Genomic DNA, 14,916 nt, shown 5'->3' with positions numbered 1-14,916 from the left:
TGCAGTTTTCCATGTATGAGAAAGTAATCAGCCAGAAAGAAGAGGGAGAGATAAATGGCAGTAAAATGGACAGCGGAACAGCAGAAAGTCATTGATACGAGAGACCGGAATCTTCTGGTCAGCGCGGCGGCAGGTTCCGGAAAGACGGCGGTTCTGGTAGAGCGGATCCTTGCGATGGTAAAGGATCCTGTGCGTCCGATCGATGTTGACCAGCTGCTCGTTGTGACTTTTACGCGGGCAGCGGCAGGTGAGATGAAAGAGCGAATCGGCCGTGCGCTGCAGCAGAGTCTCGAGGAAGATCCTGAGGATGAGCATCTGCAGAGGCAGCAGACCCTGCTTCACCATGCGCAGATCAGCACGATTCACGGATTCTGTTCGTACGTTATCAAAAATTATTTTCAGATGATCGATCTTGATCCGGTGTACCGCATGGCGGATGAAGGGGAGATCCGTCTGATGAAAAGCGATGTGATCCAGAAGGTCATGGAAGAACGCTTTACGGAAAAGGAGTCTGCATTTACACGGTTTGTGGAGAGCTACGCGGCGGGAAAGCAGGATGACGGGCTCGATGCACTTGTGCTGAAACTGTATGAGTTTTCCATGAGCTATCCATGGCCGGAGCAGTGGCTCGAAGAGTGCCGGGCGGCGTACCAGATGGATTCACCGGAAGCAGTGCAGGAGAGTATCTGGGTACAGGAGCTGATGAGCGAGGCGAAAAAGCGGCTCTCGAGTATTCTGGAAGGGATTCAGGAAAACCGGAAAACAGCAGTAAGCTCTGGAGGACCGTATTTATATGATGAGGCGCTGGCTTCCGACCAGCAGATGGTGGAAGAACTGCTGGAAACAGAATCGTTTGATGAACTGGTGCGCGCGATGGCCGGAATGAAGTTCAAGGCGCTTTCGCGGAAAAAGGCAGACGATGTGAGCGAGGCGCTGAAAGATCAGGTGAAGGCAGAGCGCGATGTATGCAAAAAAGAACTGCAGAAATTAAAAGAGCAGTTTTTCGAGAAGGACAGCGCTGCGATTGCGGAGGAGATTGCGGACTGCCGGGAGCCGATCGGAGTGCTGATCGATCTGACGGAGCAGTTTGCGAAAGCGTTTGCAGAGAAAAAACGGAGCAAAAATATTCTTGATTATGCCGATCTGGAACACTTTGCGCTCGAAATTCTTGTGCAGCAGGAGGACGGCCGTCTGGTGCGGACCGATGCGGCGCGGGAGCTGTCGGAGCAATTCCGGGAAATTATGATCGATGAGTACCAGGACAGCAACTTTATCCAGGAGGCACTGCTCTCTGCGGTGTCCGGTGAGGAGGACGGCAGGTGGAACCGGTTTATGGTCGGCGATATCAAGCAGAGTATCTACGGATTTCGTCTGGCGCGGCCGGAGCTGTTTCTGGAAAAATATCATACGTATGCGAAGGATGGGGAAAGCCAGCAGAGAATCGATCTCGACAAAAACTTCCGAAGCCGGCCGGAGGTGCTTGCGACGGCGAATTATGTATTCCGCAAGCTGATGAGTCCGGAACTCGGCGGCATCGCGTACGATGAGGCGGCGAGCCTCCATGCGGGAGCAGCGTTTCCTGCATTGCCGGAAATGGAAGAGGAAAAGACGGAAACGTGGCATGCGGCATATGAAACAGAACTTCTTCTGCTGGATGACAAGGCGCCCGAGCTGGAAGATGATAAGTCGCGTGAGACAAAGATGGAAACGGAGGCGGCTGCCGTTGCCGCGCGCATCCGCGAGATGGTCGGAAATGAGGAAGTCGTGGGCAAAGAGACCGGGGAATACCGGAAAATTCAGTACCGCGATATCGTAATTCTGCTTCGTGCGGTCAGCGGATGGGCGGAGACGTTTTCGCGCGTACTGCAGGCGGCGGGAATTCCGGCGTACAGCACATCAAAAACGGGATACTTTTCCACGCAGGAAATCGTGACGGTGCTGAATTACCTGCATCTGTGTGACAATCCATGCCAGGAGATTCCATTTACGGCAATCTTACGCTCGCCGATCTGCGGATGCACTGATGCAGAGCTTGCTGCGGTGCGTTGTGTGGATAAAGACGTAAAAATTTATGAGGCGTGTGGAAAATATGCGGCAGAAGGGGAAGATGAGGCGCTTCGGAAGAAGCTTGGAAGTTTTCTGGAGCAGCTGGAAATGCTGCGAAGCCGCGTGCCGTATACGCCGATCCATGAGCTGATCACACAGATTCTCGAGGAGACGGGCTACGGCGGCTATGCATCTGCAATGCCGGGTGGTGTGCAGCGGCGGGCAAATCTGGAGATGCTGGTGGAAAAGGCGGTGGAATTTGAGGCGACGAGTTACCGTGGACTGTTCAACTTTATCCGTTATATCGAGCAGCTTCAGAAGTATGAAGTCGATTTCGGCGAGGTGAATATTTACGGGGAGAGCGCAGATACGGTGCGTATCATGAGTATTCACAAGAGTAAAGGACTGGAATTCCCGGTTGTGTTCCTCTCGGGCATGGGCAAATCGTTTAACCAGATGGACAGCCGTGCGGCGCTTGTACTCCATTCCCGGATGGGCATCGGCGCGGATGCGATCGATCCGGAGCACCGCGTCCGTCAGGCGACACTGCCGCGGCAGATCATCCGGCAGAGCATGAAGCTGGAAAATCTGGCGGAGGAGCTGCGGGTGCTTTACGTTGCCATGACGCGACCGAAGGAGAAGCTGATTATGACGGGCATGGCGTCGAAGCTGGAGAGCCGCGTGAAGCAGTGCGCGGCGCATGCGGGGCGGCAGGAGGAACTGCTGTCGTATCAGACATTGAGCAGTGCATCCGGGTATCTCGACTGGATTTTGCCGGCATTTTCGAGAAACCGGTGTTTCGACGGGCTGTATGAACAATTCGGTCTGGCAGGAAATGTGGACAATCCGCTGTATGCAGAGAAAATTCCGGTAACGATCCGCCTTGTATCACCGGCAGGACTTGTTGAGGGAGAGGTGCTGCATCAGATGGAGCGCGCGGTGAATGAGCAGAAAATCATGGAAATTCCGAAGCAGCCGCCGAGAGAAGCAGCGCTGAAGGAACTTGTGGAGGAGCGGTTTGCCTACCAGTATCCGTATGAGAAGGAAAAACAGATTCCGGTAAAGGTTACCGTTTCACAGCTGAAGAAGGCCGGGATGGAGGAATCCGAGATCGGAAAAGAGCTGTTTGCGCAGGAAGAACTCGTACCAATTGTGCCGGGCTTTCTGAAAAAGGATCATGTTGCGGCTCTGACGGGCTCTGACCGCGGAACGGCGTACCACCGCCTGCTGGAATGTCTCGATTACCGCAGAGCGTACAGCATCACAGAGCTGATGGCACAGACGGAGGAATTGATTGCAGAAGGAAAGATGACGAAAGAAGCAGCGGAATGCATTTATTTCAAATCGATCCTCGCTTTCGCAAAAAGTCCGGTTGGAATGCGGATGCGGAATGCCTTTTTGAATGAAACCCTGAAACGGGAGCAGCCGTTTGTGATGTCCGTTCCGGCAAGTGAGGCAGATCCGTCCTATCCGGAAGACGAAACCATTCTCGTGCAGGGAATCATTGACGCATGGTTCCCGGAGGGGGATGAGATTGTTCTTGTGGACTACAAAACGGACCGTGTGAAAGAAGTCGGGGAGCTGAAAAAGCGGTATGAAAAACAGCTCGCCTACTACCAGCAGGCACTGGAGCGGACGACAGGAAAAAAGGTGAAAGAGAAGATTATTTATTCGCTGGCTTTGGACGAAGAGTTGGTATTGTAGGAAAAAACTACTAAAAAAAACAACTGTCAAAACAGGGATAAAGTATGATATCATGGTTGAGAAACAAACAGGTATTGAGAAACAAAGAGAAAAAAGGAGATTCAGTGATGATTCGAAAAATTGTTCAGATAGAGGAAGACAGATGTACAGGATGCGGGCTTTGTGCGCATGCCTGTCATGAAAGTGCGATTGCGATGGTTGACGGGAAGGCAAAGCTGATCCGGGATGACTACTGCGACGGATTCGGTGACTGCCTGCCGGTCTGTCCAGCAGATGCGATTTCGTTTGTGGAGCGGGAGGCGCTGCCGTATGATGAGGAGGCGGTAAAAGAGAACCAGCGGAAGGCAAAAGAGGCGGCCGGACAGGAGAATACCGGAGCAGGAAAAGCAGGTGAAAACAGCTGGGCGATTGACCGTGCAGATGCGCAGGAAAATTCTGCAGCAGTTCCGTCCCGGCTCCGCCAGTGGCCGGTGCAGATCAAGCTGGTGCAGGAGCGGGCTTCGATGTTTGCAGGAGCAGACCTTCTCGTTGCGGCGGATTGTACAGCGTATGCGTATGGAAACTTCCACCAGGATTTTATTCGGGATCATGTCGTTCTCGTAGGCTGTACAAAACTTGACGATATCGATTATTCCGAGAAACTTGCGCGGATTTTCATGCGGAATGATATTAAGAGTATCACGGTTGCACGCATGGAGGTTCCGTGCTGCGCAGGAATGGAGCGTGCCGTGAAGATGGCGCTGAAAGAGAGTGGAAAGAAGATTCCGGTGAAAACCGTGGTGATTTCTACGGAGGGGGAAATTTTGTAGAAAATCAGATATAGTAATTAGCGTGTGCCCTTAAAAGTATTTTTACAATTGGTACATTCTGCTTTGTGGAATATGTAAGACGAAAAAAATGAAAAGCTCGGTAAGAGGTATTAGAAAAATGAGTATGACGAAGATACAAAAGGAGCTTCTTGGTGCGCTGATCGGTCTGGCCCGGTCGGTAGATGGAAGAGGAGAAGCAGCAAAAGGTGAATCGCAGGAGTTTTCCAGCGGTGACAGCAATGGTCACCGCCCGGACAAAGCCACGCATGAGATTCTGCTTGGCGGAATTTGTGCGGCAAATCCGGAAAAAGAGCTGAGGGAAGAAGAGGGGAAATCCTGGATTGTACGCGTGGAGGCAGAAAAGAACCGTCTGAATCCGGATTGCGCAGTGTGCAAGGGAAAATGCGGCAGAACAGATAACTATGATCTCGAAGAAATGGAGACAGATGAACCGTCGGACCGGGCACGAAAAGAGCAGATTCTTGCGGAATTGTTTCCGATGGCAGAAAAACTGCAGCAGCTTCGGAAAGAAACAAAAGAGCAAAACGAAGAATTGCAGGGGGCGGTTAATTTTTTGTATAAGGCATTGTTTGCGATTGGAAACTATGTCGGGGAAAAGAGTCTGCAGAGTGTGGTGCAGGAGATGAATACCCTTTTTGTTAAATTGGAAAATGTATTGAAATAAGTAGAAAATAAGAAAAATCCTCTGTCCGGAGTGTATAAAAAACCCCGGAAACAGGGGATTTTTTGCGTTCTGCGCCAAGTGCATAAAACGTATTATCGCGTTTTCACAAAGTTTTGCAAAACAGGACCCTGTTCACCAGAACTGCCTGGGTAGGCGCAGAGCGGTACGTGATATTGTGAACACGTACGATCCGAAAAGGCGTTTATGAGGAGCGCCGTCTGATCAGAAGAAATATCCGCGGACTTCACGCAGAGCAGTATCAGGGTGACCTTACGAATGTGAAAATTCTGGATCACGGACCGGTGTTTATCAAAGTAGAACTGATCTTTACACTGGAGGGAACGTATCACAGCAGTGTTGTGATGAAAATGTACCGGCACCTTCCGAAAATTGAGTTTTCTTACCGCGTTACCGGACAAAAGATCAGACGATTCTGGTTAATACTTTTGACACACCGTTACTTTACATGGGGGAGATGGAATCCCACCCAATCCTTCTGTGCGATAACAAAGAGGAGAATAATAAACGGCCGGTTTACAGCTGGATTATGAATAACACATGGGAAACAAACTTCAAGATGGACCTGTCCGGATTCAGTGAGTTCCGTTATGGAGTGGAGATTGTGGAGCAGGGAACCGCAGAGAAAGATATGGAAAGCCTGTCAGATAATGACAAGGGTGTGGTTACCTTTATTTGCGGGTAATCATTGTTCCGCGGTTTTACGGCGGTGTCAGGCAATGAGGCCATGGCTGTCTGGCGGTAGTATGAAAAACAGCAGAAGATGAAAAAAGACAGCGGGGAGTATGACAATTAGACGAAAAAGTCAGACTTTCCGCTGCTTTTTCGTTAAAAATGAAAACAGGCGAAAAAGTACTGCGTTAATATTAAGATGTTATGTGACTTAACACAAGAACACAGATTTTCTGTCTAAAAAATCAAAAGAAACAGAAGAATACTCCTCGATCTATACAAATTAGGACTGGAAAATAAGAATTTTAATATACAAAATAACGAAAAGGCTATTGACAATCTTTCTAAAAGATGTTAACATCTAAACACAAGTTAAGAAACAAATAGAGGGACTGTTGGTAACATGGCAGAGAGAAAATCAGTATCCATGCAGGACCTGGCAGATAAGCTGGGCATCAGTAAAGTAACAGTTTCCAAGGCGCTGAACGGAAAAGACGGCGTGGGAGAAGAACTGAAAGAAAAGATTTTTGCGCTTGCGAGAGAATCCGGTTATGTCCTTCCGGACTACGGAAAACGGAAGAGCAAAAAAGTCGGTATCATCATGAGTCCGCGGTTCAGCTCCGGAGACGAAGGAAAATTTTATATGGCAATGTACGAGCGGATCATCTACGAGCTGCAGAGAGCATCCTGTTCGAGTATCATGATTTCTCCGACAACAGCAACACTCCCGTCGGACATGAACACGATACAGACCAGAGGGCTGTTCGACGGCCTGATCTTTCTTGGTATTCTCGATAAGGGTGTCCGGGAGCAGATTGCACAGATTGATCTCCCGAAGGTGTATGTGGACATCTACGATCGAACCCACAAATCCGATTCCGTCATCACCGAGAATATTTACAGCTCCTATGAGCTGACCAATTACCTGATCCAGCAGGGCCACACAGACATCGGATTTGTCGGAACCGTAGGAAGTACAACCAGTATTTCCGACCGATATCTCGGATATCTGCGGAGAATGCTGGAGGAGGGAATTTCCCCGAAAAATGAGTGGAGAATCCCGGACCGAAGCGATGAAGGCATTGCCATTCCGCTTTTGCTACCGGAGAAGCTGCCCACCGCATTTGTCTGTAACTGCGATGCCACCGCATTCAAATTAGTGCAGGCATTAAAAGAGCGTGGAATCTGCGTACCGGAGGATGTTTCCGTGACCGGTTTTGATGATTCCATTTATGCACAACTGTGCAGTCCGTCGCTCACCACGGTTGCGGTTGACACCGACGCGATTGCACGTCTTGCGGCAAAACGTATGATCAAACATATGAATGAACCGCAGAAAAAGAGCGGCGAGGTATACCGCATTCCCGGAAAGATTATTTACCGGGATTCCGTTTGTAAGATAAACGGATCAAGTGATAAGCCCGAGCAATCGGGAGAAGGAGGAAAAAATCTTGAGTAAACCAAGCAAAAAGAAAAAAGGACGCTGGACCAAGAATGACACGGAGCTGACCGTCATGGCGCTGCCGACCACCATCTGGTATATTCTGTTCTGCTTCCTGCCTATGTTCGGTCTGATCATTGCGTTCAAGAATTACAAAATCACCGGCGGAAAGAGTTTCATTTATAACCTGCTCCACAGTGACTGGGCCGGCTTCAAAAACTTTTCGTTCCTGATCAGATCCAACGACCTGTTCGTCATCCTGAGAAACACAATCCTGTATAACCTTGCATTTATCGTTCTTGGTATGGTATTTTCCGTAGGACTGGCTATCATGATCAGCCTGCTGCACAACAAAAGAGCGTCGAAGGTATATCAGACGATGATGTTCTTCCCATATTTCATGTCATGGGTTGTAGCTTCCTACTTCCTGGATGCATTCCTGAACCAGGACAACGGTCTGATCAACAGTATAATGAGAAATGCAGGCAAGGAACCGATTCAGTGGTACATGAGTGCCGGTGTATGGCCATTTATCCTGATCTTCATGTATCTGTGGAAATCTACCGGATACAACATGGTTATCTACCTGTCCAGCATTTCCGGTATTGATACCACACTGTACGAGGCAGCCGTTATGGACGGCGCCAATAAGAGACAGCAGGTATGGCACATTACCCTGCCTTGCTTAAAGAGTGTCATCATCATGATGTTCATCCTGAATGTCGGAAAGGTCTTCTACTCCGACTTCGGACTGTTCTTCCAGCTTTCTCAGGGAGCAAGCGGTTCGATCTTCAAAACGACAGCAACTATCGACACATATGTATACAACGCACTGCAGTCTTCCACTCCGATCGGAATGACTTCTGCGGCAACATTCTTCCAGTCTGTTGCATGCTGCATCACCATCCTTCTTGCCAATGCCATTGTGAAGAAGATTGATGAAGACAGCGCGATTATTTAAGGAGGTACAAAAATGGCAAAAAAGAAAAAAGATCTTGATCTGGCTTCCTCTTCACATTTAAATCAGATCCAGGGATCTACAAATGCAATTTTCAATGTTATTTTTGTGATCCTTGCCCTGGCCTGCATTATCCCGGTGGTATTCATCTTCATGATCTCGATTTCTTCCGAGCATTCGATCAAGATGAATGGCTACCAGTTTATCCCGAGTGCATACTCGCTGGATTCCTACAAATTCCTTCTTCGGGAAGGACAGATGATTGTGACTGCACTTGGCGTTTCCGTTGCGGTAACGGTTATCGGTACGGTAATCGGAGTTGCCCTTACGATGCTGATGGGTTACGTTCTTTCCAGAAGCACCTACAAACTGAACGGATTCTTCACCATGGTCGTTTTTATTCCAATGATCTTCAATGGTGGTATGATTTCTTCTTATGTAGTTAACACACAGTTCCTCAACCTGAAAAACAGTATCTGGGCGCTGATCCTTCCGCTTTGTGTTTCTTCGTTCAACGTTGTTATCTGTAAAACGTTCTTCAAGACCAACATTCCGGAATCCATCATTGAGTCGGCACAGATCGACGGAGCAACCCAGTTCCAGATTTTCGGAAAGATCGCCCTGCCGCTGTCGAAACCGCTGATGGCAACGATCGCCCTGTTCCTCACCTTCGGTTACTGGAACGACTGGTTCCAGTCTTCCCTGTACATCAGCGATACCAAGCTGTATTCCCTGCAGGCTCTGCTGGATCACGTACAGAGAAATATTGAGGTGATGGCAAACAACCCGTCTCTTGGCGTTACCACGGCACAGTACATGAACTCGATGCCAAAAGAGGGCGCCCGTATGGCGATGGCAATCATCATCATCATCCCGATCGCATGCTGCTATCCGTTCTTCCAGAAATACTTCATTTCCGGTCTGACGGTCGGTGCGGTAAAAGGCTGATCGACCATTTACCTTTATGGATCTCATACTGAAGCAAAAGGCTTCGGTTAAGGATAATTTCAACATTCTATATTTTATATCAGGAGGATGCTACAATGAAAAAGAAACAGTTTTTAGCTCTTGCACTTTCTGCTGTTATGGCCGGTGGCATGCTGGCAGGCTGCGGAAGCAGCAACGGAAGCAGCAGCTCTTCAAAGAGTGATGCAAAAGATGAAGTTGTTACACTGAAATGGATTCAGGTTGGTAACGGAATGCCGAAGGATTATGATGAGTGGCTTGCACAGATCAACCCATATCTGGAGGAGAAAATCGGCGTTAATGTAGACATGGAAATCGTTCCGTGGGGTGACTGGGATAACAGAAGAAGCGTTATCACAAACTCCGGCGAGTATTTCGATATCCTGTTCACCGACCAGAACCGTTACTCTTCTGAGGTGAACACCGGCGCACTGATGGACATTACAGATCTGCTCAAAGACAACGCTTCCGAGCTGTATGACATGATTCCGGAAGATTACTGGAAAGCAGTAGAAGTAAATGGAAAAATCTACGGCGTACCGACCTACAAAGACAGCTCCCTTTCCGAGTACTTTGTATGGGATCAGGATATTGCAGACAAATATAACATTGATGTAAATTCTGTAACAGATTTCAATACTCTGTACGATGCTCTGAAGACAGTAAAAGAGGGCGAAGGCGGATCTCCGTACTTCATGTCCAAAAATGGTGCAAACTTCCTGCTGAACCTGAACTACGATGATTTAAGCTCCGGACTTCCGGCAATCGGCGTTAAATACGGCGATGACAGCAAGACCGTTGTCAATCCGCTGGATGACGAAGAAATCCTTTCCAACCTGGATATCGTTCGTAAAATGTATCAGGAGGGCATCATCAACGGAGACGCTCCGACAGCAGATGATTCCAGCAAATACGCAATGTTCTTTGTTGCACAGGGATGGAGCGGCGCTGCAAAAACAACATGGGGTCCGAACAATGGTATCGCCAATTGTTCAGCAGTACAGTATGGCAACACAGTCGTTTCCAACACAACTGTACGTGGTTCCATCAATGGTATTTACTCCGGATGCAAGCACCCGGACAAAGCACTTCAGCTTCTGAACCTGGTAAATACGGATTCCAAAGTACGTGACTGGTTCTACTATGGAGCAGAAGGAAAAGACTTCGAGTACACCGATGACAATAAGGTACACCGCCTGACCACTGACTGGGGTATGGCCGGATATACCCAGGGTACTTTCTTCAACGTAACTCAGACAGACGATGTTGACTTCAACCAGTGGGATGAAGTAGAAGAGCTGAACGAGAAAGCAACTCCGTCTGAGATGCTTGGATTCAACCTGGATACCTCCAACATCGAAACAGAGCTTGCAAACTGCCGTGCCGTATATGAGAAATACTATTCTGAGTTATTCACCGGCGCACAGGATCCGAGAGAGCTTGTAAAAACAATCGATGCAGAGCTTGAGACCGCAGGCTGGGAGACCATCCGCGAAGAAGCTCAGAAACAGATTGACGCACAGAAATAAGTCTGATACATTAATTTTATAAGAACTACAACAGGGCATTTTCGATTGCGGAGATGCCCTGTTGTAGAATAACGGGAAATGAGAAAAATTGAGCGAAAGGATGAAAAAAGAATGAAAGAGACCTTACCAAAGTCCATTCAGGAGCTGATTTTAAGCCTGAGAGAAAAACTGAAAGACGAGCCGGAAATCGTTGATATGTTTGAACGATGCTACTCCAATACCCTCGACACAACCGTAAAGAAAATGGAGGACGGCAGCACCTACGTCATCACCGGAGATATCCCGGCCATGTGGCTGCGTGACTCGGTAGCACAGCTGCGCCCGTACCTTGTTCCGGCGCAGAACGACCCGGAGCTGGCTGACCTGATCGCAGGCCTGATCCGCCGCCAGTTTATGTGCATCAACATTGATCCATACGCAAACGCATTCAACGAAGGACCGAACGGCAACTGCTGGGAGAAGGACGAGACCGATATGGGACCGTGGATCTGGGAGAGAAAGTATGAGATCGATTCTCTCTGCTATCCGCTGCAGTTCTCCTATCTGTTCTGGAAGAACACCGGAAGAACGGATCAGTTTGACGAGGTTTTCTGGGAAGGTGTTGACAAAATCCTGACTGTATTTGAGACTGAAATGAACCACGAGGAGAAATCCCCGTACAGCTTCATCCGTAAAAACTGCTCCTACACCGATACGCTTTCCCGCGATGGAAAAGGTGCGCAGGTAAAATCCGGCATCGGCCTGATCTGGTCCGGCTTCCGTCCAAGCGATGATTCCTGCCGTTACGGTTATCTGATTCCGTCCAACATGTTTGCGGTTGTCGTTCTGAATTATCTGAAGGAGATCGCAGATTTCGTCGGCGGAAAAGAGGAGATTGCGAAGAAAGCAGAAGAGATGGCAAAGACCGTAAAACAGGCCATTGAGACTTACGGTACCACCCATATCTGGGGACTTGGCGATGTTTATGCTTACGAGGTAGACGGCTTTGGCCAGTATAATCTGATGGACGATGCCAATGTACCGAGTCTTCTGGCTATGAGCTATCTCGGCTACGAGCCGGAAAGCCAGGAAGTGGCTGACAACACAAGAAAGCTGATCTTAAGCGAGGCAAACCCGTTCTATTATGCAGGAACGAAGCTTTCCGGTATCGGAAGCCCGCACACACCGGTCCGCTACGTATGGCACATCTCCAAAGCCATCGAGGGACTGACCGCACCGACAAAAGAGGAGAAACATCAGATGATCCACGAACTGATGGCAACCGACGGCGGTACAGGACTGATGCACGAGGGTGTTTTCGTAGATGATCCGACCGTTTACACCAGAGAGTGGTTCTCCTGGGCAAACGCAATGTTCTGTGAGCTGGTGATGCAGTATTGCGGATATGAGATTAAGAAATAAAGATGAAAAAATAAAGATGAAAAACACGAAAAGAGGAGGCTGTGCTCAGTGCACGGCCTCCTCTTTTACCTACACCACAGAAAACTGTCTGCGACAGCCTTCACTGAAAGGAGAGACAGCAGTGGGGAGAATACTGCTGTCCCAGGGGAATATGGGATTTTCATCCCGCTTCTTTTCTCTGCCCACGGGGTATTATACACAGTTTTTTGCGATATGTAAAAGATATAATTGATATGAAAGATATAATAAATTGGCATGATGAAGAAATGTAAAAGAATCTGAGCATCAGAAAATCTTAGGAAATCTATAGGGATTTCTTTGGAAAAGAAGAAGCGGAATCCTAAGAATGTTTTGGTAGAATCCTCTTATCAAGTGAAGATGAGAGAGGAAAGAACATGACCTGGAAAAACGAGAAAAAATCAAAAGCATTACTTGTGGTATTCGGCATTTACCTGGCGCTACTTGTCTGGTGCATTTTATTCAAATTCGCTCTGCGCCCGGAAGAAATTCCGCACCTGCGGGGGATTAATCTGATTCCGTATGCGGCGTCGGTTGTGGTGAACGGGAAAGTGCAGATTAGTGAAATTATCGAAAATATGCTGGTCTTTCTGCCGTTCGGCCTCTGCATCTCAGCCTTCTATCCGGACAGCGAAATCCAGAACCGCATTCTCCTTGCATCGGGACTGAGCCTGTTTTTTGAGGTGACGCAGTATATTTTTGCGATCGGCGCGAGTGATATTACGGATGTGATCGATAATACGCTTGGCGCGGTGATCGGAATTCTATTGTATCTGGGGATGAAAAAAATCTGGAAAGAGAAGACGGGAAAGATCATTACCATTCTGGGAGCGGTGCTGGAAGTGCTGTTTCTGGCGTTATTGTTTTTTACGTTTGCGGCGAATAGGATGTTTTAAGATTGGAATTCAGGAAAGGATAGTGTATAATCGAGAAAAGGACAAATTCCGAAAGCAGGTGTGATGGATGGAAAAAGTAATCAGTATAGGAAAACAGAATTTTGCATCCTTAAGGGAAAACCATTATTTCTTTGTGGATAAATCTCACTTCATCAAGGACTGGTGGGAAAACGGGGATGAAATCACCTTGATCACCCGCCCCCGCCGCTTTGGCAAGACACTGAATATGAGCATGCTGGACTGCTTTTTCTCTAATAAATATGCCGTCCGGGGCGATCTGTTTGAAGGACTTGGCGTTTGGAAAGAAGAAAAATATCGGGAACTGCAGGGAAAGTATCCGGTGATCTTTTTGAGTTTTGCAGCCGTGAAAGCAGATCAGCTTTCGGAAGCGAAAATCCAGATCAAACAGCAGATTGCGAGAGTATATGAAGAAAACCGGTATCTTCTGGATGGGGATCTGCTGAGCGGAAATGAGAAGAAAGCATACAACGAGGTCAATCTGCATATGGGCGATGCGGAGGCCGCAGCGGCACTCAATAATATGAGTATGTATCTGGCGCGGTATTACGGCAGAAGAGTGATTATTCTGTTGGATGAGTACGACACGCCGATGCAGGAAGCGTATGTCCATGGCTACTGGGCGGAATTTACAACGTTTGTGCGGAGTCTGTTTAATGCGACGTTTAAAACGAATCCTTATCTGGAACGTGCGATGATGACCGGAATCACGAGGGTTTCGAAAGAAAGTATTTTTTCTGACTTAAATAATCTGCGTGTGGTGACGACGACATCGGATCTGTATGCGGACTGTTTTGGATTTACCGAAAAGGAAGTTTTTGCATCTCTGGACGAGTTCGGAATGGGAGACAAAAAGGACGTTGTGAAGCAGTGGTATGATGGATTTATCTTTGGCGGACACCGCGATATCTACAATCCATGGTCGATTACCAATTATTTAAAAGAAAAGAAACTGCGCCCGTACTGGGCAGATACGAGTTCGAACGGTCTGGCAGGAAAGCTGATCCGCACCGCCTCGCCGGAAATCAAAGAGTATATGGAAGATCTACTGAACGGACAGGCAGTCACGGTGAACTTTGATGAGCAGATGGTGTTTGAACAGCTGGATTACAATGAAAATGCAATCTGGAGTCTGCTTCTCGCGAGCGGTTATCTGAAAGCGGAAGAGGTGGAGTATCGCGGAATTACTTTGAAGCCGTGGTATCAGCTCCGTATCACCAATCTGGAAACGGTGAGCATGTTTGATGATATGTTCCGCGGATGGTTTGAAGCATCGGAAGCTGGGTACAGCAGCTTTGTGAAAGCACTGATGCAGGGCGATCTGGAAGCGATGAATTATTATATGAATAAAGTGTCCCTTGCGACCTTCAGCCATTTTGATGTCGGCGGGGAAACAAATGAAAGCCTGGAGCCGGAACGATTCTATCATGGCTTCGTCCTGGGACTGATGGCAGAACGCGCAGAGTGTTATCAGATCCGGTCGAATCGGGAAAGTGGATTTGGACGGTATGATGTGATGATGATTCCGAAGAATAGAGAAAAAGATCCGGCGATTATTATTGAATTTAAAGTCTGCAGCCGGGTAAAAAAGGAGACACTGGAAGATGCGGTGCAGGAGGCTTTAAAACAGATCGTGGATAAAAAATACGACGCAGAACTGGTGGCCCTTGGCGTGCCGCAGGAAAGGATCCGGCATTATGGGTTTGCATTTGCGGGGAAGAATGTGTTGATTGGAGCAGAATGAGAGAAACGGGT

11 protein-coding genes are annotated in these 14,916 nt (G+C 48.2%); all 11 read left to right on the top strand.

The window, feature by feature from the left end; translation table 11 throughout:
- The first annotated feature begins 54 nt into the window (after positions 1-54).
- The 11 genes from addA (at position 55) to DWZ44_RS10865 (ending at position 14,905) form a co-directional block, all read left to right on the top strand.
- Positions 55-3,750 (top strand): helicase-exonuclease AddAB subunit AddA, encoded by a 3,696-nt coding sequence (gene addA / locus DWZ44_RS10915; protein WP_117804852.1) that lies wholly within the window; start codon positions 55-57, stop codon positions 3,748-3,750.
- Between the two features lie 107 nt (positions 3,751-3,857).
- Positions 3,858-4,559, top strand: a complete 702-nt coding sequence (locus DWZ44_RS10910) for an ATP-binding protein (RefSeq protein WP_117509979.1) — start codon at positions 3,858-3,860, stop codon at positions 4,557-4,559.
- Positions 4,560-4,677: 118 nt separating this feature from the next.
- The gene (locus tag DWZ44_RS10905) at positions 4,678-5,244 is read left to right on the top strand and encodes a hypothetical protein (protein ID WP_117804851.1); all 567 of its coding nucleotides are present in this window, start codon (positions 4,678-4,680) and stop codon (positions 5,242-5,244) included.
- 475 nt (positions 5,245-5,719) lie between these two features.
- On the top strand, positions 5,720-5,947 hold the full coding sequence (locus DWZ44_RS10900) for a hypothetical protein (protein WP_117509977.1): 228 nt from the start codon (positions 5,720-5,722) through the stop codon (positions 5,945-5,947).
- A gap of 390 nt (positions 5,948-6,337) precedes the next feature.
- A complete protein-coding gene (locus tag DWZ44_RS10895; RefSeq protein WP_117804850.1) occupies positions 6,338-7,393 on the top strand; it encodes a LacI family DNA-binding transcriptional regulator in 1,056 nt (351 codons plus the stop codon).
- A 55-nt stretch (positions 7,394-7,448) separates the two neighbouring features.
- A complete protein-coding gene (locus DWZ44_RS10890) occupies positions 7,449-8,336 on the top strand; it encodes an ABC transporter permease (protein WP_055265684.1) in 888 nt (295 codons plus the stop codon).
- A gap of 12 nt (positions 8,337-8,348) precedes the next feature.
- Positions 8,349-9,281, top strand: a complete 933-nt coding sequence (locus DWZ44_RS10885) for a carbohydrate ABC transporter permease (RefSeq protein WP_117509975.1) — start codon at positions 8,349-8,351, stop codon at positions 9,279-9,281.
- 95 nt (positions 9,282-9,376) lie between these two features.
- Positions 9,377-10,828, top strand: coding sequence for an ABC transporter substrate-binding protein (locus tag DWZ44_RS10880; RefSeq protein WP_117509974.1), 1,452 nt, complete (start codon positions 9,377-9,379; stop codon positions 10,826-10,828).
- Between the two features lie 111 nt (positions 10,829-10,939).
- A complete protein-coding gene (locus DWZ44_RS10875; protein ID WP_055219311.1) occupies positions 10,940-12,229 on the top strand; it encodes a glycoside hydrolase family 125 protein in 1,290 nt (429 codons plus the stop codon).
- A gap of 395 nt (positions 12,230-12,624) precedes the next feature.
- On the top strand, positions 12,625-13,143 hold the full coding sequence (locus tag DWZ44_RS10870; RefSeq protein ID WP_055226594.1) for a VanZ family protein: 519 nt from the start codon (positions 12,625-12,627) through the stop codon (positions 13,141-13,143).
- A gap of 67 nt (positions 13,144-13,210) precedes the next feature.
- The gene (locus tag DWZ44_RS10865; protein WP_117804849.1) at positions 13,211-14,905 is read left to right on the top strand and encodes an AAA family ATPase; all 1,695 of its coding nucleotides are present in this window, start codon (positions 13,211-13,213) and stop codon (positions 14,903-14,905) included.
- Positions 14,906-14,916: the final 11 nt, after the last annotated feature.

It is taken from the genome of Blautia sp. AF32-4BH (assembly GCF_003460565.1).
GTDB lineage: Bacteria > Bacillota > Clostridia > Lachnospirales > Lachnospiraceae > Fusicatenibacter > Fusicatenibacter saccharivorans.
This window is presented reverse-complemented; position numbering and strand designations above follow the sequence as displayed.

Excerpts from the sequence above, each read along its gene's own strand:
- addA (WP_117804852.1), top strand. The coding sequence starts at position 55 with ATGGCAGTAAAATGGACAGCGGAACAGCAGAAAGTCATTGATACGAGA.
- DWZ44_RS10910 (WP_117509979.1), top strand. The coding sequence starts at position 3,858 with ATGATTCGAAAAATTGTTCAGATAGAGGAAGACAGATGTACAGGATGC.
- DWZ44_RS10905 (WP_117804851.1), top strand. The coding sequence starts at position 4,678 with ATGAGTATGACGAAGATACAAAAGGAGCTTCTTGGTGCGCTGATCGGT.
- DWZ44_RS10900 (WP_117509977.1), top strand. The coding sequence starts at position 5,720 with ATGGAATCCCACCCAATCCTTCTGTGCGATAACAAAGAGGAGAATAAT.
- DWZ44_RS10895 (WP_117804850.1), top strand. The coding sequence starts at position 6,338 with ATGGCAGAGAGAAAATCAGTATCCATGCAGGACCTGGCAGATAAGCTG.
- DWZ44_RS10890 (WP_055265684.1), top strand. The coding sequence starts at position 7,449 with ATGGCGCTGCCGACCACCATCTGGTATATTCTGTTCTGCTTCCTGCCT.
- DWZ44_RS10885 (WP_117509975.1), top strand. The coding sequence starts at position 8,349 with ATGGCAAAAAAGAAAAAAGATCTTGATCTGGCTTCCTCTTCACATTTA.
- DWZ44_RS10880 (WP_117509974.1), top strand. The coding sequence starts at position 9,377 with ATGAAAAAGAAACAGTTTTTAGCTCTTGCACTTTCTGCTGTTATGGCC.
- DWZ44_RS10875 (WP_055219311.1), top strand. The coding sequence starts at position 10,940 with ATGAAAGAGACCTTACCAAAGTCCATTCAGGAGCTGATTTTAAGCCTG.
- DWZ44_RS10870 (WP_055226594.1), top strand. The coding sequence starts at position 12,625 with ATGACCTGGAAAAACGAGAAAAAATCAAAAGCATTACTTGTGGTATTC.
- DWZ44_RS10865 (WP_117804849.1), top strand. The coding sequence starts at position 13,211 with ATGGAAAAAGTAATCAGTATAGGAAAACAGAATTTTGCATCCTTAAGG.